Origin of the sequence: Photobacterium chitinilyticum, assembly GCF_004104355.1 — a bacterium.
GTDB lineage: Bacteria > Pseudomonadota > Gammaproteobacteria > Enterobacterales > Vibrionaceae > Photobacterium > Photobacterium chitinilyticum.
Window position 1 is genome coordinate 333,648 of the sequence record NZ_RJLM01000001.1, and the last position, 22,161, is coordinate 355,808.

General features: G+C 48.4%; 16 protein-coding genes. 7 read left to right on the forward strand and 9 right to left on the reverse strand.

Annotated features, from left to right (window positions below; all coding sequences use genetic code 11):
* Positions 1-82: 82 nt before the first annotated feature.
* Positions 83-781, reverse strand: a complete 699-nt coding sequence (locus EDI28_RS01545; protein ID WP_128782080.1) for an arginyltransferase — start codon at positions 779-781, stop codon at positions 83-85.
* A 4-nt stretch (positions 782-785) separates the two neighbouring features.
* Positions 786-1,490 (reverse strand): leucyl/phenylalanyl-tRNA--protein transferase, encoded by a 705-nt coding sequence (aat, locus tag EDI28_RS01550; protein ID WP_128782081.1) that lies wholly within the window; start codon positions 1,488-1,490, stop codon positions 786-788.
* A 77-nt stretch (positions 1,491-1,567) separates the two neighbouring features.
* Here aat and EDI28_RS01555 point away from each other — a divergent pair, with 77 nt between their 5' ends.
* Positions 1,568-2,026 (forward strand): outer membrane lipoprotein, encoded by a 459-nt coding sequence (locus EDI28_RS01555; protein ID WP_128782946.1) that lies wholly within the window; start codon positions 1,568-1,570, stop codon positions 2,024-2,026.
* Positions 2,027-2,120: 94 nt separating this feature from the next.
* Here the strand turns inward: EDI28_RS01555 and cydC are convergent, their stop codons facing one another.
* The 4 genes from cydC to ald form a co-directional block, all read right to left on the reverse strand.
* Complete coding sequence (cydC, locus tag EDI28_RS01560; protein ID WP_128782082.1) at positions 2,121-3,842, reverse strand: heme ABC transporter ATP-binding protein/permease CydC; 1,722 nt, start codon at positions 3,840-3,842, stop codon at positions 2,121-2,123.
* Positions 3,835-5,607, reverse strand: a complete 1,773-nt coding sequence (gene cydD, locus EDI28_RS01565; RefSeq protein WP_128782083.1) for a heme ABC transporter permease/ATP-binding protein CydD — start codon at positions 5,605-5,607, stop codon at positions 3,835-3,837. The genes cydC and cydD overlap by 8 nt, the downstream gene beginning before the upstream one ends.
* An 82-nt stretch (positions 5,608-5,689) precedes the next feature.
* Positions 5,690-6,652, reverse strand: a complete 963-nt coding sequence (gene trxB, locus EDI28_RS01570) for a thioredoxin-disulfide reductase (RefSeq protein ID WP_128782084.1) — start codon at positions 6,650-6,652, stop codon at positions 5,690-5,692.
* Positions 6,653-6,911: 259 nt separating this feature from the next.
* Complete coding sequence (gene ald / locus EDI28_RS01575) at positions 6,912-8,033, reverse strand: alanine dehydrogenase (protein WP_128782085.1); 1,122 nt, start codon at positions 8,031-8,033, stop codon at positions 6,912-6,914.
* A 157-nt stretch (positions 8,034-8,190) separates the two neighbouring features.
* On the opposite strand from ald, the gene lrp reads away from it, so the two are divergent.
* The 5 genes from lrp (at position 8,191) to serS (ending at position 15,756) form a co-directional block, all read left to right on the forward strand.
* The gene (gene lrp, locus EDI28_RS01580; protein WP_007467256.1) at positions 8,191-8,685 is read left to right on the forward strand and encodes a leucine-responsive transcriptional regulator Lrp; all 495 of its coding nucleotides are present in this window, start codon (positions 8,191-8,193) and stop codon (positions 8,683-8,685) included.
* A 393-nt stretch (positions 8,686-9,078) separates the two neighbouring features.
* A complete protein-coding gene (locus EDI28_RS01585; protein WP_128782086.1) occupies positions 9,079-12,201 on the forward strand; it encodes a DNA translocase FtsK 4TM domain-containing protein in 3,123 nt (1,040 codons plus the stop codon).
* A 104-nt stretch (positions 12,202-12,305) separates the two neighbouring features.
* Positions 12,306-12,920 carry an outer membrane lipoprotein periplasmic chaperone LolA gene (gene lolA / locus EDI28_RS01590; protein ID WP_486875469.1) on the forward strand — a complete coding sequence of 205 codons (615 nt, stop codon included), beginning with the start codon at positions 12,306-12,308 and terminating at the stop codon, positions 12,918-12,920.
* Positions 12,921-12,996: 76 nt separating this feature from the next.
* Positions 12,997-14,337, forward strand: a complete 1,341-nt coding sequence (locus EDI28_RS01595; RefSeq protein ID WP_128782088.1) for a replication-associated recombination protein A — start codon at positions 12,997-12,999, stop codon at positions 14,335-14,337.
* 126 nt (positions 14,338-14,463) lie between these two features.
* Positions 14,464-15,756 carry a serine--tRNA ligase gene (gene serS / locus EDI28_RS01600; RefSeq protein ID WP_128782089.1) on the forward strand — a complete coding sequence of 431 codons (1,293 nt, stop codon included), beginning with the start codon at positions 14,464-14,466 and terminating at the stop codon, positions 15,754-15,756.
* A 56-nt stretch (positions 15,757-15,812) separates the two neighbouring features.
* Here the strand turns inward: serS and EDI28_RS01605 are convergent, their stop codons facing one another.
* From EDI28_RS01605 to metG, 3 genes are all read right to left on the reverse strand, one after another.
* On the reverse strand, positions 15,813-16,679 hold the full coding sequence (locus tag EDI28_RS01605; RefSeq protein WP_128782090.1) for a hypothetical protein: 867 nt from the start codon (positions 16,677-16,679) through the stop codon (positions 15,813-15,815).
* A gap of 241 nt (positions 16,680-16,920) precedes the next feature.
* The gene (locus tag EDI28_RS01610; protein ID WP_128782091.1) at positions 16,921-18,243 is read right to left on the reverse strand and encodes a dicarboxylate/amino acid:cation symporter; all 1,323 of its coding nucleotides are present in this window, start codon (positions 18,241-18,243) and stop codon (positions 16,921-16,923) included.
* A 517-nt stretch (positions 18,244-18,760) separates the two neighbouring features.
* Entirely contained in the window at positions 18,761-20,806 is a 2,046-nt protein-coding gene (metG, locus tag EDI28_RS01615) for a methionine--tRNA ligase (protein WP_128782092.1), read from the reverse strand.
* 166 nt (positions 20,807-20,972) lie between these two features.
* Here metG and apbC point away from each other — a divergent pair, with 166 nt between their 5' ends.
* The gene (apbC, locus tag EDI28_RS01620; protein WP_199287370.1) at positions 20,973-22,064 is read left to right on the forward strand and encodes an iron-sulfur cluster carrier protein ApbC; all 1,092 of its coding nucleotides are present in this window, start codon (positions 20,973-20,975) and stop codon (positions 22,062-22,064) included.
* The last annotated feature ends 97 nt before the right edge of the window (positions 22,065-22,161 follow it).

The following is a 22,161-nucleotide window of genomic DNA, read 5'->3' on the forward strand; positions in this document are numbered from 1 at the left end:
ATTGTGACGTATTAAAACGTATTTTCTCGGTTTTTATCAGGTTCTGAGACGAATCAGAGCGCTAATATAGATAATCGGTGGCTTATTTCCAGCAACCGTTAACCAGTTTCTGATAGGGCTTAAAGCGAACTTTGTAGTTCATGGCCTGGCAGCGATCTATCTGATAACCGGGATATAACCATTTTCTGCCGGTTTGCTCGCCGTGTTGAATCTGGTATAGCACACAGAGAGTACCGAGGGAGAGCACTGAATCTGGCTCAAAGAAGCTGTAGACCGCGCTGAGTGCATCGTCGAATACATCGGTCACGGCAACAGCAATCAGGGCGTCTCCATCATAGACGTGTAAAAACAGCGTATCCATCCATTCTGCTGTACAAAAATCAAAGAACTGTTCTTTGTTCGCTGGGTACATTGTCCCCCCAGAATGCCTGAGCCGGATATATTTCTCGTAGAGAATGAACCAGTTACTATCGAGTTCGGACTTAAACTCCCAGCGCAATGCTTTCATCTGGTTCAGTTGACGCTTCTGGCTTTTCGACGGTGTAAACTGTTCACAATCAATTCGTAGCGGAGTACAGGCCTGACAGTACTTGCACATTGGTCGATATACCGCGTTGCCACTGCGACGGTAGCCAGAAGCAATCAGCACACCATAACCTGATGGTGCCAGCCATTGGTGGTCCATGACCACGCCAAGCTGTTCTTGTTCATCTGGCAAGTAGTTACACTCCGATGTAGGTGTCAGGCCTATTCGTAGCGAAAGTTTATTATAGCTGGTCATTAGTCTACTGGTGCAGCTCCCGCGGTTGGTAACAGCCTTCTTCAAGTATGGCATCTCTTTGCAATTGCAAGAACTGCATAAATGGAGATCGCTCAATCTCAACCGCACCTAGCGAGGCCAGGTGGTCGTTCATGATCTGGCAGTCGATTAAGGTGCCGCCATGGGCACTAAAATGTTGGCAGAAGAACCACAGGGCAATTTTAGAGGCGTTATCGGCCAGTGAAAACATCGATTCACCGCAAAACACGGTGCCTACTTGAACCCCGTAGAGTCCGCCGACAAGGTTGCCGTTCAGCCATACTTCGACAGAGTGGCAATGGCCGAGGTTGTGCATTAGCTGGTACGCTTGCATCATATCGGCGGTGATCCAGGTTTCTGTAGGGCCACGGCTGTCGGCGCACTGGCGAATAACATCGTGACAGGCTTGGTTCAGTGTGACTTGATACCCTGACTTGCGGAAGAATTTGCGTAAACTTTTGCTTGGCCTGAATTTATCAGGAAGAAAAACAGCACGCGGAGCAGGACTCCACCAGAGGATCGGCTCTCCTTCTGAGTACCAGGGAAAAATACCTTGGCGATAAGCCGAGACTAGACGCTCTGGGCGTAGGTCGCCGCCAAACGCCAGTAACCCATTGGGATCGTCAAGCGCTGTCTCTGCCACAGGAAAGTGTGTATTGACCGGATCAAGCTCCGGCAGATAAATAGCCATAAATACTGTAGTCGTGGGTGCTTTAAATAAGAATGAATAAAATAGGTATTAGTTACCACCATTGAGGAAATTATATGATGAGAAAGTTCTTAATGTTACTGCTATTGCTTCCTCTTGTGGCGACAGCAGCTCCTTATAATCGTAATGAGGCACGTACTGTCAACAAAATCGTGTTTGGTGACGTGGATTCTGTACGTTATATCTCACATCAAGAAGTGATTAATTCCCAACGCAATGGCTGGGAAACTCTGCTCGGAGGTGTGGTCGGGGGATTGATTGGTAATCAATTTGGTGGCGGCACAGGCCGTGAAGTCGCTACTGCCGTCGGTGTTGTTGCCGGCGCCGGTATTGCTCATACCCGCCAGCCAAATCAAAAAGTGATCGATTATCGTTTAGTTGAGTTGCTGATCAAAGCCGAGGATGGCAGGTTGATTGATGTGATTCAGGATGTCGACCAGCAAATGATCTTCCAGCGCGGCGATAGTGTGCGGATCCTCTATTTTGACGATGGCGTGCGGGTGGATAAGGCTTTTTAACCGCGAGTTTTGAGGGGAGAATGTCGCGTGAAAGCAGGCAAAAAATAAAGCGAGAGGTTTTCACCTCTCGCTTTATTTATCTCGATACTAGTTTCTAGATCCGATTGCAAAGCTCGGCGTAGCGGCCGCCTGTGGCTAGTAGCTCATCATGTTTGCCGCGTTCTATAATTTCCCCTTCATCCATCAGGCAAATTTGATCCATTTGATCCAAACCTACAAGACGGTGGGTGATGAACAATACGGTTTTGTCCTTCGCATGTTCAATCAGCAACGAGATGATCTGCTGTTCAGTGCGGCGATCCAGCCCTTCGGTCGGTTCATCCATAAGCAAAATCGGGGCGTCATGAAGCAGAGCACGGGCAATACCGATTCGGCGGCGTTCGCCTCCCGATATCTGACGGCCACCTTCTCCCAGCCAGGCATCCAAGCCCTTGCCTTCAAGCAGTGACACAAGGCCAACTTTTTCCAGTACGTCCCTGAACTCGTCGTCAGAGCCTTCTGGCTTGGCGAGAACCAGGTTTTCTCGTAGTGACCCGTTGAAGACATCGACTCTCTGGCTGACGACCGTGATAGCCTTGCGCAGTGACTCTTCACGCCATGATGGCAGAGCAATACCATCAATACTGATACTACCTTGCTGCGGATCCCAGTTACGGGTTAGTAGCTGCAGCAGTGTTGATTTACCACAGCCGGTGCGGCCAAGAAGTGCCAGCTTTTCGCCTTTTTTCAGGTCAACAGATACATTCTTCAATACCGGTTCATCGCTACCATAGTAGGTGTAGCTGATATCGCTAATATTTATATGACCGTTAACCTGGGCGTGATGGCCATTTGGATCAAATGGCGTATCTGGTGTCGCTTCAATAATTTCATTCAAGCGACGGGCAGACGTCAGTGTCTGACCAAGGTATTGGAAGGCACCGGCAACAGGCATCATCATCTCGAAACTTGCCATGGTGGCAAAGGCGACCATGGCAATGAACGGATCGGGTGCTGCACCGCCGATACCGTCTGCTGCAATCCAGGTGATCAGAACCAGTGTCCAGCTCGTTGCCGCCATCAGGATGGCATTGGCAAAGCCGGTCAGGCTGGCCATTTTGCGTTGTGCTGCCAGCAAAGCATCTTGCTCGGCAATGGCTTGTTCGCGGTAGCGATCCTCGGCATTGAACAATAGCAGCTCGGCATGCCCCTGAATCCAATCAAGCAGTTTTATCCGGTAATTTGCCTTGGCATAGGTCAGCGCCTCACCATTGGTTTTACCCAAGCGGTAGAACAGTACAGGCAAGGCGAGCATCAGAGTTAGTAAAATGAAGCCTAGTGTCAGACCGATAACGAGATCAAACCAAGCCAGGAAACCGGTAATGGCAAGCAGGCCAATAACACCGATCACCAGCGGGCTGACAAGACGCAGGTAGACATGATCCATGGCATCGACATCGGCAACCAGACGGTTAAGCAGATCGGCATCACGGAGGTTTGCCTGACGGCCAGGGATCAGTGGCGTTAGTTTGCGAAAGAAGAATAGACGTAAATCCGCAAGTAGCTTAAAGGTGGCATTGTGACTGACCACACGTTCGCCCCAGCGACCAGCGGTACGTGCCATCGAGAAACCTCTGACACCGGCTCCCGGTAGCATGTAGTTGAAGGTTTCCCTCGCAATGGTCAGGCCGGCTACGGCGGAGGCGGCGATAAACCAGCCTGAAAGCGTCAGCAGGCTAAGCGCTGATAACAAGGTGGCCAAGCCAAGTAGCATACCTAAGGTTAGGCCGAACCAGTGTTTGCGATAAAGCTTTAGGTAAGGGATTAAATCACGCATCGAGATCCCTCTTGTCTGTGTGAGCGAGCATATCGGCCAGAAGGCCCTGCTGGCGAATGTGATCGAAGTGACCGTTCTGTACCAGTTTGCCGTTTTCTAGCACCAGTACGCGATCCATAGCTGTCAATTGGTCGAGACGGTGACTGACCATCAGGGTGGTTTGCTCTTTTACTGCCATTGCGAGACTTTCCAATACCAAGTGCTCACTGTTGGCATCGAGACTGGCTGTGGGTTCGTCCAGCAACCAGAAGGCACCGTTTTGCAACATGGCACGAGCCACAGCGATACGCTGGGCCTGACCGACTGACAGGCCGCCGGAGCGATCACCGACTTGATGATCGTAACCTTTTTCCAAGCGGCTAATAAACTCATCGGCATATGCCTGCTGTGCGACCTGGGTAACATGGTCATCGGTAGCCAGCGGGTTGCCAAGGGTAATGTTGTCACGAACCGTACCGTGTACCAGCAGCGGGTTTTGGCCCACCCAGCTGATAGTCTGGCGCCATTCGCTATGGTCTAGCTGCTTGAGTTCGACGCCGTTGATTTTCAGGCTACCGCGATAGGGGAGGAAACCGAGTAGTGCATTGAGCAGGCTGGTTTTACCGGCACCGCTTGGGCCGACAAGAGCAACTTGTTCATGGGCCTGAATATCAAAGCTGAGCGGGCCTGCCAGTACCTGACCTTGAGGACTCAGCACCTCCAAGTCCCTAACACTAATGTGAATGGTTTCCGGTGAAGGGAGCTCCTCGTCACCCTGAGCCATTTCATCGGCTTCCGCATTGAGGAACTCGACAATCGACTCGGCAGCACCAATTGCTTGGGCTTTGGCATGGTAGAAAGTCCCCAAATCACGCAGTGGCTGATAAAACTCAGGCGCCAGCACGAGAACAAACAAACCGGTAAATAGCGAAAGCGGTACGCCGTAGTTGCCAAAGTTCAGCTCACCGATGAAGGCGAAGCCAAAATAGACAGCAACGATTGCGACTGAAATGGCCGAGAAAAACTCCAGAACTGCTGAGGAGAGGAAGGCTAATCTCAATACTTCCATCGTACGTTTACGCAGAATATGAGAAGCCGCATGTAGGTTATCTGCTTCGGCTTCTGCGCGGCTAAACAGGCGAAGGGTTGATAACCCCTGCAGGCGGTCATAAAAGTGGCCTGAAAGGCGTTGTAGGGCTTTAAAGTTGCGTCGGTTAGCATCTGCCGCACCTAAACCGACCAATGCCATAAAAATCGGCACTAGCGGGGCGGTGATCAGGAAGATCAGGCCTGCTGCCCAGTTTAGCGGGAATACGGCAAACAGGATGACGAGCGGAACCAGTACCGCAATAGACATCTGCGGAATATAGCGTGCGAAGAAGTCCTGCATTTCTTCGACCTGCTCAAGTACCAAGCTGGCCCAGGTACCGGCCGGTTTACCCTTGATGTAAGCAGGACCAAGGTTATGAAGACGATTGAGGATCAGTTGGCGAATATGCAGACGAATTTGTTCGCCACAACGATACCCGAATATCTCCCGTCCCCAACTGCAGCCAGCGCGCAGGCCGACAATCAGGATCAGGCCGATGAAACTATCAACCAGTTCATACTTGTCTGTATGTTCGATGATCAGTTGATGGAGAATATGTGCGAGTAGCGCAGCTTGACCGACTAATAGCACCCCTGAAAGGAACCCAAGCCCGATGCTGAGCATCAGCCAGCGTTTGGCGAGCTTGCTTTGTGACTTTAACCACTTGGTCAAGTCGCGTTGTAATTGTTTGTCCATAAGATATCTTGAGCTGCAAGTTGCAATGAGCAGAAATGTAGAAGGCTAAAATAGCCGCTACATTGGTAGCGGCCGAATTTGATTATTGTTGTTCTTCTAGGGCGTCAAGGTAGCGCTCAGCATCAAGTGCCGCCATACATCCCGTACCTGCCGATGTAATGGCCTGACGGTAGATGTGATCCATGACGTCACCGGCAGCGAAGACACCCTCTACACTTGTTTGGGTAGCATTGCCCTCAGTGCCTGATTGTACTTTGATATAGCCATTTGCCATATCAAGCTGTCCTTCGAAGATGCCGGTATTCGGTTGGTGACCAATAGCAATGAAAGCACCCATGACCTCAAGTGTTTCTGTTGCATCTGATTTGGTATCTTTAATGCGAACCGCCGTTACACCCATATCGTCACCCAGCACTTCGTCCAGGGTACGGTCGGTATGAAGAATAATGTTTCCGTTCTTGACCTTGTCCATCAGGCGCTTGATGAGAATTTTTTCGGAGCGAAATGAATCTCGGCGATGGATAAGGTGCACTTCCGATGCGATGTTTGACAGGTAAAGGGCTTCTTCAACCGCAGTATTGCCGCCGCCAACAACCGCAACCTTCTGGTTGCGATAGAAGAACCCGTCACAGGTTGCGCAGGCTGATACGCCACGGCCCTTGAAGTTTTCTTCTGATTCTAGCCCGAGGTATTTAGCTGAAGCACCTGTTGCAATGATCAAGGCGTCACAGGTGTATTCGCCGTCGTCACCTTTTAGGCGGAACGGACGCTGGCTAAAGTCAGTTTCGTTAATATGGTCAAAAATGATCTCTGTATCGAATTTTTCAGCATGTTCTTTCATTCGATCCATCAGAGCTGGGCCGGTTAGGCCTTCCGCATCACCTGGCCAGTTTTCTACTTCGGTTGTGGTTGTCAGCTGACCGCCTTGCTGCATGCCTGTTACCATCACAGGACTTAAGTTTGCGCGTGCGGCATAGACAGCGGCCGTATAGCCAGCAGGACCAGAACCAAGGATGAGCAGTTTACAGTGTCTTACGTTACTCATTACTTCTCCAGGCTGAATGAGATTATTATCATGTAGGAGGATGATTGTAGGTAAATTGAGGACGTAAGGAAAGCACCCTCGAACTTAAGCGCCTAGATTGTCTTTATAGATAGAGGCCATCTTGTCTGCGGTCTTGTTGAGAATGGGAAAATGTCCTTATTGAGAAGTGGTAACCTCGCTTCCCAATAAGGAATGATTATGCCTTATGATAGTTTCGACTTGCTTATTTCAGCTGGTTCTAATAAATGAGTCGCATATTTTAATGCATGCTGATTGCAACTTCGGGATCGGTATAGTGCAGGTCGAATGCTTCAGCAACTTCCTTGCAGGTCACCTTGCCGTGTATCACGTTCATGCCGGCAAGGAATCCGGGATCATCCAATAGGGCTTTTTTGTAACCGTCATTGGCCAATTTGATCACATAGGGCAAGGTCGCATTGTTCAAGGCAAAGGCAGAGGTACGGGCAACGGCTCCGGGCATATTCGCGACACAGTAGTGAACGACGCCGTCGATAATATAAGTCGGATCAGTGTGGGTCGTCGGGTGTGACGTTTCGAAGCAGCCGCCTTGGTCGATAGCAACATCAACCAGTGCCGAGCCTGGTTTCATCTGCTTTACATGCTCAGCTGTGATTAGTTTCGGGGCTGCAGCACCAGGGATCAGTACGGCACCAATGATGACGTCGGATTCGGGAACGAGTTGGTCAATTACCTCATGGGTAGAATAGATGACTTTGGCCTTGCCCTGGAATTCGACATCAAGGGCACGCAGCGTGTCTAGATTACGGTCGAGGATAATGACGTCAGCACGCATACCTATAGCCATTCTTGCTGCGTTAGAGCCGACAACACCGCCTCCAAGGATCACTACCTTGGCAGGTTCTACCCCGGGAACCCCGCTAAGTAACAGTCCGCGTCCGCCATTAGAATTCTCTAGGGTTTGTGCTCCGGCTTGGATAGACATTCTGCCAGCAACTTCAGACATTGGTGCCAATAATGGCAGTCTTCCTAGATGATCTGTGACTGTTTCATAAGCAATACAGATAGCTTTGCTGTCAATTAGGTCTTTTGTTTGTGGAAAATCTGGGGCAAGATGGAGATAAGTGAATAAAATTTGTCCTTCATGCAACATGGCTCTTTCTGCTGCTTGAGGCTCTTTTACTTTGACAATCATCTCTGATCTGGTAAAAACTTCTTTAGCAGTTGAAATAATTGAAGCGCCAGCAGCTTGATAGTCTGAATCAGATAGACCAATTCCGCTACCGGCATTGGTTTCGATGAGAACCTGATGGCCTAACGAGACGAGTTCACGGACGCTGCCGGTAACCAGCCCAACGCGATATTCGTGGTTTTTGATTTCTTTGGGTACACCAATGATCATCCTGCTTCTCCCTTGGCATCATAGTACAATTAGCTATTGACAAGGTTGTAAATGCGGATCTATTGGCAGTATAGTTTGACTATCAGAGTATTTGATTCTAAATAATAGAAAGTTGTAGTATATTTTTTTGCAAGGAAGTAAGAAGGTGGAATAAAAAATGGTAGATACCAAAAAGAAACCATCCAAGGAATTGGATAGAATTGACCGTAACATATTGAATGAACTGCAAAAAGACGGTCGTATCTCAAATGTTGAGTTGTCAAAACGTGTAGGCTTATCTCCAACTCCATGTCTCGAGCGTGTTCGTCGACTGGAGCGTCAAGGGTACATCAGTGGCTATACGGCACTGCTAAATCCTCAGTTTCTCGATGCATCACTGCTGGTTTTTGTTGAAATCACGCTTAATCGTGGTGCGCCGGATGTGTTTGAGCAGTTTAACAAGTCTGTTCAAGAGCTGGAAGATATCCAGGAATGTCACCTCGTCTCTGGTGATTTCGATTACCTATTGAAAACCCGCGTATCAGATATGTCTGCGTATCGTAAGCTGTTGGGTGAAACCCTACTTCGCTTACCTGGCGTAAATGACACCCGTACCTATGTTGTTATGGAAGAAGTGAAGCAGACCAATAACCTGGTTATCAAGACTCGCTAATTCTCAATAATGCTGTTACACACGGTCATAAATTAAGCGGCTTAGGCCGCTTGATTTGTTTCTTCCCCTGAATACCCTATCGTATGCTCAAAAATCAGTCACCTGCTAGGGTGAATTAACACTGTGATGAATATTTCCCATCTATTAACGTCTACAATAGACTCGGTTTTCTGCGCGGCAGAGAAACTTCGTGAGTTTAATGCTTTGCTCCCACTTTTCTTGTATTAGTCAAAAAATTGCGACAAGTAGTATAAGATAGGGCATTAGATTTAAAATGGCCTGACCGACAACTATTTGCACCAATTAACGAAGACAATTAATCGTGCAAAGGTAAGCTAGCCGCTAGTGGCTGTCTGGAGTCAGGCGACAACAATTGTTACACCGGAGTGTTTTTTGAGGAAAGTTAAAGGCACACAGCAGCCAAAATTACGCCTTTCTGGGGGACAGCGTCTGCTAGAAAGCTTTCTGATCATAGGTATATTGGCCGCAATATTTATCATGGTGGCCCTGGTCAGTTTCGATCCTGCCGATCCATCGTGGTCGCAAACGGCCTGGGAGGGACCGGTCCAAAACAAGGCTGGCGCTCTAGGGGCGCTCGTGGCGGATACCTTTTTGTTTACCCTGGGATCGCTGGCTTATCCTTTGCCTGTCGCTATTGTGTTAGGGGCATGGGTGGTATTTCGCCGGCGTGGCGAACGTGAATCTATTGATTTCATGATTTATGGTACCCGATTGCTTGGCTTGTTGCTGTTGTTCCTTACCAGTTGCGGCTTGGCTGATTTGAATTTCGATGATATCTGGTATTTTTCATCCGGTGGTGTGATCGGTGATGTGGTCTCTAATATGGCCCTGCCAATGCTCAACCTGCTGGGAACGACCTTGGTCTTGATGTTTGTCTGGGCGGTGGGCTTTACCTTGTTTACCGGTATTTCCTGGCTGACCATTGTGGATATCCTGGGAGAAACCACCCTGGGTACTCTGTCGTGGTTATTAAATAAGGTTCGCTCAGACAAGTCAGAGGTTTTGACGCCTTTTGCCGCCGATATTCCCGATGAGCAGCAGACTGCTTATGCGCCAAAACTTGCACAGCAGGCTGAAACGCCTGATGCCGATGATGTGCTATTGGCCTCGCTCAGTGAGTCTAAAATCGCTGACAGTGCGATAGACCGCAAAGAACCGCAGTTTGCAGAGCCCGAGTGGGATGATGCACCGTCTTCACCCAAGATTGTGATCCCTGAACGTGTAAGACCCCAGCGAATTGTACAGCCTGATGCCATCACGGTGGAAGATGTGTTGGTGGACGGTCAGGTGGAAGAACGTGTTGAGCTGACGGCCGCCCATGAAGAACCAGGGCTAAATACGTTTAATGAATCGCTTACATCTGAACGATTTGCAACTGACCCATTAGCATCTGAATCATTAGCACCAGAGCCTTTGGCTCCGGAAGTTATGGCGAATAAGTCAACATCACAGGCCAAGGGGCTGACGATTGCTGAGCTTGAGCGAGAGCTCGATAAGGACGAAAATTTCACGGTTTATATGGATGAATCGGTATCAGAGCAAGTTACTGAACAGCCTGTTGCTACACCTGAACAAGTTTCATCGGAACCAGCAGTATCCGAACAAGTCACACTTGCTCCCGCTATACCTGAGCATGCTTCGTTCGAACCAGCATATTCTGAACCTGTTGTTTCCGAACTTGTTTCTCCCGAGCCTGATTCACATTCAGTTCAGATGGGATCCGTAATATCTGAAGAAAGTCAGGTAATGCCACGTCAAGCCGACTTGGAACCAGAGCTGGCCCAAGACGATATGCCTGTTTTAGGTGATATTGAGATTGGTGTTCATGATGGAATGTCGGAGCTGGAGCGTGCTGAACAGGAAAATGGCGAGCCTGCGGATGTCACTGACGAAGAGGCATTCTTACAGAAGATCCGGGATGCCCAAAAGGCCCAGGCTCATGCGGCAGGTTTGGACAATCCGTTCTTGATGAAAAAGGAAGCGGACTTGCCTGTACCGACAACACCGATGCCGACCCTTGAGCTTCTCGCGCCAGCTCGTCAGACGGTAGAGCCGGCCAGTGAAGAAGAGCTGAAACGAACGGCAATGTTGGTCGAGTCCAAACTGGCTGACTATAAGATTAAAGCCAAAGTGGTTGGTGTCTACCCAGGCCCAGTGATCACTCGGTATGAGCTGGACTTAGCACCGGGTGTGAAAGTCAGTCGCATTTCAGGTCTGGCAAAAGATTTGGCCCGAGCACTGTCGGCATCTGCAGTACGGGTGGTCGAAGTGATCCCTGGCAAGCCATATATTGGTTTGGAGTTGCCTAATGTAAATCGCGAAACGGTCTATATGTCGGAAGTCGTAGGCAGTGAGCGGTTCCAGGAAATGAAGGCGGCACTGCCTATCGTGCTGGGCTATGATATCGCTGGTGAAGCGATTGTGGCCGATTTGAGCAAGATGCCTCACTTGCTGGTAGCAGGTACGACAGGTTCGGGTAAGTCGGTTGGTGTAAACGTGATGATTGTTAGCTTGCTGTATAAGTGCAAGCCGGAAGACTGCCGTTTCATTATGATTGACCCGAAAATGCTGGAGCTTTCAATTTACGAAGGTATTCCGCACCTGCTTACCGAGGTGGTTACGGACATGAAAGATGCAGGCAATGCCCTGCGCTGGTGTGTCGGGGAAATGGAACGACGTTACAAACTGATGGCAGCGGTCGGAGTGCGTAACCTAGCGGGTTATAACGCTAAATTGGCAGAAGCGGCTGCGGCTGGCCATCCTATTCACGACCCGTTGTGGAAGCCGGGTGATAGCATGGATGAATATCCGCCAATCTTGGAAAAGATGCCAAGTATTGTGGTAATTGTCGATGAGTTTGCCGATCTGATGATGGTTGTTGGCAAGAAGGTCGAAGAGCTGATTGCCCGTCTGGCACAGAAAGCCCGAGCAGCTGGTATTCACCTGGTACTGGCGACACAGCGCCCGTCTGTTGATGTAATAACAGGCCTGATCAAGGCGAATATCCCAAGCCGGATGGCCTTTACCGTATCGACTAAAACGGATTCGAGAACGATTCTGGATCAGGGCGGGGCGGAATCTTTGCTTGGCATGGGTGATATGTTGTATCTGCCTGCCGGTAAAAACCACCCTGTTCGTGTACATGGTGCATTTGCCTCGGATGATGATGTACATAATGTGGTTAATGACTGGAAAGCGCGCGGAAAGCCGCAATATATTGATGGCATTTTGAATTCTGATCAGGGAGCAGAGGGTTTGCTGCCTGGTGAAGCCGTAGCCGGTGATGATGATCTTGACCAGTTATTTGATCAGGTCGCCGCTTTTGTTGCCGAGTCACGCCGAGGCTCGGTATCGGGCGTACAGCGTAAATTTAAGATTGGTTATAACCGCGCTGCTCGAATTGTCGAGCAGCTGGAAGCCCATGGCATTGTTAGTGCTCCGGGTCATAATGGTAACCGTGAGGTGTTGGCACCACCGCCACCACCGCAGGACTGAATAACTTGAGTCTTGCATATAGGCAACAGGCGCCAAAAATCGTTTCCGGATCGTTCTGGAAACGGTTGAATACCGATTTAAACCGAGAAGGTTAAGTAATAATGATTAAAAAAGTATTAGTAAGCCTGCTGGTTGCAGCACCTATTTTTCTGTCCTCTGCTGCATGGGCAACCCCACAGCAGGAGCTGAGTTCCCGACTGGGGAAAGTGAATTCATTCAGTGCTGACTTCACACAGAAAGTCATCAGCCCGGAAGGTGACTTGCTGGTGGAAGGGGAAGGGGACGTGGCGATTCAGCGGCCGAATCTGTTCCGCTGGAATACTGTTGTACCTGATGAAAATCTTTTGATATCGGATGGCAAGACACTTTGGTATTACAGCCCGTTTATCGAGCAGGTAACAGCAATGTGGCTAACGGATGCGACAGAACAAACCCCGTTTGTGCTGCTGACTCGTAACAGTGCAGCTGATTGGACGAAGTACAATGTTGCCCAGACGGCCGATACCTTCACTCTGACCCCAAAAGATCGCACTTCTTCAATGGGCAAGTTTGTCGTTACAGTCGCTAAGAGTGGTGAGGTACGCGGTTTCTCGGTTGTTGAGCAAGACGGGCAGCGTAGTAATTTCTCGTTCAGTAAATTCAGTGGCCAAGCGCAGTCGAATGATCTGTTCAAATTTACGCCCCCTAAAGGTGTTGAGCTTGACGACCAGCGCAACTAAATACTATCTGATACTCGCACAGTTATTTTAGGTGGCACATTTGTGCCACCTAATTTTGTTTTAAGGAGCCGTTATTTTGAATAACTTCAGCCTCGACTTTTCTTCAGATTTTCGTCCGCTGGCAGCACGCATGCGGCCTCGAACTGTAGAGGAGTATATTGGTCAGCGTCATATCCTGGGTGAGGGAAAGCCACTTAGGCGAGCTCTTGAAGCCGGACATCTCCATTCGATGATTCTATGGGGACCGCCGGGTACAGGTAAGACGACATTGGCAGAAGTGGCTGCAAACTATGCCAATGCTGAGGTTGAGCGGGTGTCTGCCGTAACCTCTGGTGTTAAAGATATCCGCGCTGCTATCGAGAAGGCGCGTGATAACAAGATGGCCGGACGACGGACTATCCTGTTTGTCGACGAGGTGCATCGTTTTAATAAAAGTCAGCAGGATGCTTTCTTGCCTCATATCGAAGATGGCACCGTGACGTTTATCGGCGCGACGACGGAAAACCCGTCGTTTGAGCTTAATAACGCACTGTTATCCCGGGCTCGGGTTTATAAACTTAAATCACTAGAGGCTGCAGAGATTCTTGAGGTCATCGAGCAGGCGTTAACTGATTCAGATCGGGGGATCCGCGAAACCAATCTTGAGTTTGTCGATGATGTGAAGAAGCGATTGGCCGAGCTAGTTTGTGGTGATGCGCGTATGTCGTTGAACTACCTTGAGCAGTTAATCGATATGGCGGAAGGGAACGATAAAGGCATTAAGCCGATCACTCTGTCGTTGCTGGCCGAAGTGGCAGGAGAAAAAATTGCCCGTTTCGACAACAAAGGGGATCTTTGGTATGACATGATTTCCGCTGTCCATAAGTCTATCCGAGGTTCTAACCCTGACGGTGCTCTGTATTGGTTTGCCCGTATGCTGCAGGCCGGCTGTGATCCGCTTTATGTAGCGCGCCGCTTATTGGCAATTGCATCGGAAGATATAGGCAATGCCGATCCGCGAGCGATGCAGGTAGCAATATCGGCATGGGATTGTTTTACCCGGGTAGGAGCTTATGAAGGCGAGCGTGCCATTGCCCAGGCGATTGTCTATCTAGCCTGCGCAGCAAAAAGTAATGCCGTTTATACTGCCTTTAGCCAGGCTAAGGCAGATGCCATGAACCATCCCGACTATGAAGTTCCGAACCACTTGCGAAATGCCCCGACCAAGCTGATGAAAGATTTGGGCTATGGTGAAGAATATCGCTATGCCCATGATGAGCCGGGAGCGTATGCGGCTGGAGAGTGTTATTTCCCGCAGGAAATGGAAGGTACTCGCTACTATCATCCAACAAATCGCGGTTTGGAAACTAAAATTACCGAAAAGTTGGATTATCTTGCTTCTTTAGATGCAAAAAGCGCATTAAAGCGCTACCAATAATAAGGCTTTTTGGGTATCGTTGATGGATTGGCGCCGGATTGACTGGCGTTCCGTAAACCTAAGATTATTTTGACAAGAATTGTCTAAATAACGTGCATTTCAGAATATTAAGAGCACAGGATTAGCATGCTAGATTCTAAATTACTTCGAACTGAGCTGGATGAAACAGCTGCAAAACTCGCGCGTCGTGGTTTTACCCTTGACGTTGAAAAATTACGCAACCTAGAAGAGCAACGTAAGTCCCTTCAAGTTAAGACTGAAGAGCTACAGGCTTTGCGTAACTCGCGATCGAAGTCGATTGGTCAAGCTAAAGCTAAAGGCGATCATGAAGCCGCTGAAAAGATTCTTGCTGAAGTAGCCAACCTTGGCAGCGATCTAGACGAAGCAAAAAAAGCGTTAGCTGATCTGCAAAATGAGCTTCAGGATATTACGCTTTCTGTTCCTAACTTGCCAGATGACGCTGTACCAACAGGTAAAGACGAAGACGAGAATGTTGAAGTTTCTCGTTGGGGCCAGCCGAAGACTTATGATTTTGAAGTTAAAGATCATGTTGATTTGGGTGAAATCGCTGGCGGTCTTGATTTCGCAAGCGCAGTTAAGATTTCTGGCTCGCGTTTTATCGTGATGAAGGGCAAATTTGCCCGTCTACATCGTGCGATTGCCCAGTTTATGCTGGATCTTCACACCGATGAGCACGGCTACACAGAAATGTATGTTCCTTACCTGGTCAACAAAGACAGTTTGTTTGGTACCGGTCAGCTGCCGAAGTTCGGTGAAGATCTATTCCACACTAAGCCGGCAACGGAAGAAGGTGTTGGCATGTCACTGATCCCTACTGCGGAAGTACCAGTGACAAACATGGTTCGCGATACCATTACAGATGAAGCGGATCTTCCTCTTAAGATGACTGCACACACGCCATGTTTCCGTTCTGAGGCGGGTTCTTATGGTCGTGATACTCGTGGCCTTATTCGTATGCACCAGTTTGACAAAGTTGAACTTGTTCAGATCACGAAGCCAGAAGATTCAATGGCAGCACTAGAAGAGCTTACTGGCCATGCTGAGAAAGTTCTTCAGTTGCTAGAGCTTCCTTATCGTAAAGTTATTCTTTGTACTGGTGATATGGGCTTCGGTTCAGCGAAAACATATGATCTTGAAGTCTGGGTTCCAGCTCAAGAAACTTATCGTGAAATCTCTTCTTGTTCAAACATGTGGGATTTCCAGGCGCGTCGTATGCAAGCTCGTTTCCGCCGTAAGGCAGAGAAGAAGCCTGAGCTTGTTCACACACTAAACGGTTCAGGTCTTGCGGTTGGCCGTACTATGGTTGCTATTCTTGAGAATAACCAAGAAGCTGATGGCCGTATTATGATCCCTGAAGTACTACGTAAGTACATGAACGGCGAAACTCACATCGGTTAATTGCCAATTGTGAGTCAGAAAAACCCAGCTTAGGCTGGGTTTTTTGTTTTATGGAGCTAATCAACTGCTTGGTTATGTTGTGATAGTCGTACAACCTTGCCTCCATCGACAGGAAGTTCAGGCAACCGGACTGATATCTCCTTACCAATGTCAGCAAGCACCAAATCAAACAGGTTGAAAAGTGTCTCGGAAACCAGCTGTGAAAAGTGATAAAGCTGTTCTTTGCTTTGGGCATTGTTTGAGTTGTCTAGGTCAATTTTTTCGAATTGGTCAAATAGTGATTCAACTATAAGCGGTGATACGGGCTCGCTGTTCAGGATACTCATTTGGTCCAGGCGTCGTCGTAGGATTTGGCTATGCAATCTGAGCTCGCGCTTCATAGCCAGACTGTTGGGGGTAAAATTGTAAATTGTATGTCGAAAGCGGCTTAGGCTATCGATAGCGTTTAAGGTGATGGGCCAGACTGACTGGTATTGCTTAAATAGCTGTTCTTTGTCTGTCACTAGTAAGCTCTGGGTAACAGTATCATCAATCAGGTACAGGACGTGGCGTATCGTTTTTCCATGAACAGCCTGATTTCTTTGTACTGAATAGCGCGGCCACTCGTCCAGCAGAACGGTGATACGCTTCATCAGTATTCGATACATGGGCCTTTGTGACTGTTCCGCCTGGCTTATTAGGGTACGAAGCAGGTTCTGAATCGCCAGAGACTCGTTCAAGGGCTGCTCAACGACGGCATTTGCTCTTTCGCTATAAAGTAGCAGGTGGGTCTGACGGCGATGAAAGCGTAGTAGGTGGATAAGCTGGCGTAGTCCGATCACTTGATTAAAGCGGTTTTGCAGTAGTGAATTGCTTTGTCTTGTATGGTAGATGTAGTAGCCAAGGCCAAGAGCAAACCCAACGAATAGCGATATGAATAGCATATTCCCTCCAGGATAAAGAATGCATCGTAGAGGTAGAACAGCAATAATTGTGCCGCTGATAAAATTGTATATTTAAATTAATTATTATTAAATATCAATATCTTAATGCTGGCGTTTGTTGTAAGGAAAGAATACTGCGCATTGATTGGGCAGGTTTGTATCGCCGTGGTGCAAGAGGGTGGTGCAAAAAGCCCCTTGCGGGGCTTTTGTTAGGTTAAGTAACCGTAGCCAGCAATTGTCTTTAGTCGAAATTTGCTGTTTTAGCTTGCGGGTGAAGATGTACTTCTTCATCTTTCTCGCCAGCGGCTGGATCATTAAATCGGTCAAGATCCATTTCACCTTCCGATTTAGCCACAATACACGTTACGGCACTGTCACCGGTGATATTAACTGCAGTACGAATCATATCAAGTAGTCGATCGACACCCATGATAATCGCGATACCTTCGACAGGCAGGCCAACTTGACTCAATACCATTGCCAGCATGATTAAACCGACACCTGGTACACCGGCTGTGCCAATAGAAGCGAGGGTGGCGGTTACGATAACAGCCATGTAGTCGCCCATTGTCAGGTCAATATTGAATGCCTGTGCAATGAACGCCGTCGCAACACCTTGCATGATTGCAGTACCATCCATGTTGATGGTTGCACCAAGCGGTACGGTGAATGATGCAATGCGGTTAGAAACACCTAGGCGCTTGGTCGCTGTTTCCATGGTTACCGGAATTGTCGCGTTTGATGAAGCAGTAGAGAAAGCAAACATGATTGCATCCTCCATCTTTTTCAAGAACACTTTCGGACTTAAACCGGTGAACACTTTAAGCATGGTGCTGTATACAACCAGGCCATGAATTAACAGCGTACAAGTCAATACCACGAAGTAGCCAAATAGATTGTAGATGGCATCAAGGCCGATTCCTGTAAACAATTTCGCCATCAGGAAGAATACACCGAAAGGTGCAATGTGCATCAACAAGGCAACTAGCTTCATGATGACTTCGTTGAGGTCAGCGAAGACCGCGGCAATACGTTCACCGGGTTTGCCGGCAGCACTAATAGCGACACCGAATAGAATTGCAAACACGATAATTTGTAGCGTGTTGCCCTGTGCCATGGAGTTGATTGGGTTAGTCGGGAACATCCCGATGATCACATCACCCAAGGAAGGTGCTTCTTTGGCTGCAAACGTCGTTGCAGCGGAAAGATCGGCGCCGGCTCCTGGTTGGAACAGGTTACCCATGGTTAGTGCAAGGGTGATAGCAATTGCGGTTGTTGTTAGATAGAACAACAGCGTTTTGCCCCCGAGACGTCCCAGGGTGCTGATATCATTCAGCGTACTGGTACCGCAAACTAGGGAAACAAAGACTAAAGGCACAACCAGCATTTTCAAGCTAGCAATGAAGATTGCACCACCAACGTCAAACAGGCCATTCACTAGATATTCGTGTACAAATGAGGTCTCTGCAAAAAGGGAGCGAATAGCGAATCCTGTCAAGATGCCCATCAACATGCCGAGGATCACTCGGCCAGTCAGGGACATTTTCTTTTTTTGTGTTGGCATGAAATGAACACTCCTTATAATTATTCACTCTGTAAATCATTCACCAGAGCGCGGAGCAGGTTAACAGCAGTTTAGGTGTTAATGCGAAGTAAAATGCCGTACAAAATTAAAAGGTATGTTTCAGATCACACTTTTTACGACAGAATGCTGTTCTGAAAACATCAAAATTAACCAAATATTAACCTGTTGGTTGATAACTATACAGTTTTTGTGCTGCCACTTCGAAATTAGCGAATGTTACCTGCGTTTACACCTAGTAAAAGCGTGATTTATCGTCATGATAAAAGTAGTCGTTAACATCTGTTCTTGTCGATAAATTATTCTGTAAAGCGATATGCACTTTGATAGGTAATGAGAAGGTTAAGAGAATAAGATAAGCGGTGAACTATCAGTAGTTTGAAAGTAAATAGGGATGATTTAGTTGTTTATCGCCCCTATGAATAAACTGTCGGTTATTGTGAGTGGGTTTAGCGCAATAAAAAAGGAGCCGAAGCTCCTTATTTAATGATGATGCTACTTACATCACTCGCATACCAGGCTGTGCGCCTTCGTGCGGCTCAAGGATCCACAGATCTTTACCACCCGGGCCAGCAGCCAGGATCATGCCTTCAGACATGCCAAACTTCATCTTACGAGGTTTGAGGTTGGCAACCATAACAGTGTGCTTGCCAATCAGTTCTTCAGGCGTGTAGGCAGATTTGATACCCGAGAATACCTGACGCATCTCGCCACCGATATCCAATTGGAATTTAAGTAGCTTGTTTGCTTTTGGCACTTCTTCGCAGGAAACAATCTTCGCAATACGCATATCAACTTTGGCGAAGTCGTCAAACTCGATTTCTGCTTCGATAGGCTCTTCAGACAGTGGGCCAGTAGGCTTTGCTGCAGCTTCAGAGGCTGCTTTTTCTGCTGCTGCATCTTCTTTTGAAGATTCTAGCATTGCTTCAACGTGCTTAGGATCGATACGGTTGAACAGTGCTTTGAACTTAGTGACTTCGTGGCCTGTCAGCGGCTGGGCGATACCTTCCCATGTCAGGGTTTCGTTCAGGAAGCCCTCAGTGCGTTCTGCCAGATGTGGCATTACAGGCTTCAGGTAGGTCATCAGGACGCGGAACAGGTTGATTCCCACAGAGCATATTTCCTGTAGTTCCTGATCTTTACCTTCCTGTTTAGCAACAACCCAAGGCGCTTTTTCATCAACGTATTGGTTAGCTTTGTCTGCCAGAGCTGTAATTTCACGGATAGCACGGCTGTATTCACGGTTTTCGAAAAGCTCCGCGATACGGTCAGAAGCCGCAACAAACTCAGCATATAGCTCTGGTTCAGCAAAGCTGTCTGACAGCTTGCCTTCGAACCGTTTGGCGATGAAGCCAGCATTACGTGATGCCAGGTTAACAATCTTGTTCACTACATCGCTGTTTACACGCTGGGTGAAGTCTTCAAGGTTAAGGTCAAGATCATCAATACGGTTGTTCAGTTTCGCAGCATAGTAGTAACGTAGGCATTCTGGGTCTAGGTGCTGTAGGTAAGTACCTGCTTTAATAAAGGTACCCTTTGACTTCGACATTTTCGCGCCGTTTACGGTAACGTAGCCGTGAACAAATACATTGTTTGGTTTACGCAGACCGGCACCATCGAGCATAGCCGGCCAGAACAGGCTGTGGAAGTAAACGATGTCTTTACCGATGAAGTGATAAAGTTCGGTAGAGCTGTCTTTGTTCCAGAACTCGTCGAAGTTCAGGTCATCACGTTTGTCACACAGGTTCTTGAATGAACCCATGTAGCCGATAGGTGCATCCAGCCATACATAGAAGTATTTGCCTGTCTCTCCCGGGATCTCGAAGCCAAAGTATGGCGCATCACGCGAGATATCCCATTGTTGTAGACCAGATTCGAACCATTCTTGCATCTTGTTGGCAGTTTCATCCTGAAGTGCACCTGATCGGGTCCACTCTTTTAGCATCCCTTCGAACTGAGGTAGGTCGAAGAAGAAGTGCTCGGAATCTTTCATGACTGGTGTCGCGCCAGAGACTGCAGATTTCGGGTTGATCAAATCTGTTGGACTGTAGGTTTCGCCACAGTTGTCACAGTTGTCACCGTATTGGTCTTCTGCCTTACACTTCGGACAGGAGCCTTTTACGAAACGATCTGGTAGGAACATTTCTTTCTCAGGATCAAATAGCTGAGAAATTGTGCGGCTAGTAATAAAGCCTTTCTCTTTTAGCTGATTGTAAACGAACGACGCCAGCTCACGGTTCTCGTCGGAATGCGTGCTGTGGTAGTTGTCAAAGCTAATATCGAAGCCAGCAAAGTCGGCCTGGTGCTCTTTGCTCACTTCGGCAATCATCTGCTCAGGTTCCATACCCATCTGCTGGGCCTTAAGCATGATTGGAGTGCCGTGTGCATCGTCTGCACAGATGAAATGAACTTCGTTGCCGCGAAGGCGCTGATAGCGCACCCAGATATCCGCTTGTACATGCTCAAGCATGTGCCCCAAGTGGATAGAACCGTTAGCGTACGGCAGGGCGCAGGTCACCAGAATTTTTCTTGGATTTGCAGCCATAATTACTTATTTCGCTCGTGATGGGTAAAAAAACGTAGCCTCAAATATTACCTGATGGACAGCGTGTTGCCTAGCATCATCCAGTGATAATCCCGCTAAATAGCAGCGATAAATAGGCTTTGGTGGTACGATGAACGGGAACGATAAGAATGGAGCGCTAAAAACGATGAGTAGTGATTCAATGATCCGATTTGAGAGTGTTGCTGATATTTGCCGATGGCTTAATCAGTTCGAGCATCCGTGGCTGCATCATGAGTGGGCCGAAACACCGAATGTGGTATCGGTATCAGCACAAGGTGTCGTATCGATCACCTTGCCGTTTGCTGCGGGATCAGTAACCGAGCTGCTTGAGCATTGGATTATTACACAGCAGCAGCTCCACCATGTCGCGCAGAGCATGACTTTTACTGTGACTACCCGAGTTGCGCCTCTGGCTGCCGGAGACAAGTCACCGTTGAAAGGGGTGAAGAATATTATTGTGGTTAGCTCTGCCAAAGGCGGGGTAGGCAAATCGACCACAGCGGTTAACCTGGCATTGGGACTACAAAAACAAGGTGCCAAAGTGGGTTTGCTAGATGCCGATATCTATGGCCCATCAGTGCCGATGATGCTGGGTACGGTCGATGAGAAGCCGCAATCTCCTGACGGTAAGATGATGATGCCGATAGAGTCGTGTGGATTGTTCACCAATTCGGTCGGTTATCTGGTTCCTGCTGACAGTGCAACGATCTGGCGCGGGCCGATGGCTTCAAAGGCACTTACCCAAATTATTACAGAGACCTGGTGGCCGGATCTTGATTATCTGGTGATTGATATGCCACCAGGTACCGGGGATATCCAGCTTACGCTGGCCCAGCAGATCCCGGTAACAGGTGCTGTGGTTATTACCACTCCGCAGGATCTGGCTTTGGCTGATGCCATCAAGGGGATCAATATGTTTAACAAGGTCAATGTTCCTGTTGTGGGCGTTGTCGAAAACATGAGCTATCATATTTGCAGTAATTGCGGCCATCACGAGGCGATTTTTGGCACCGGCGGGGCAGAGCGCATGGCAAAGAACTACTCTGTGCCACTGCTCGCGCAACTCCCTCTGCATATTAAGATTCGTGAAGATATTGATAGCGGCAAACCAACGGTCGCATCGTCACCTGATTCGGAGCAGGCTAGCGCCTACATTGACCTGGCTGGGCAGGTTGCCAGCCGCTTATTCTGGCAGGGTGAGCCTGTTGCTGAGCAGATTGCAATTCGTACAATGTAAACCTTTACTTGCAACAATTCTGAAAGGTTTATAACCAATAGTGCTAGATGTCGCATTTTTGCTGGCATCTGGCCGCGTAAATCCCTATAATCAGGCG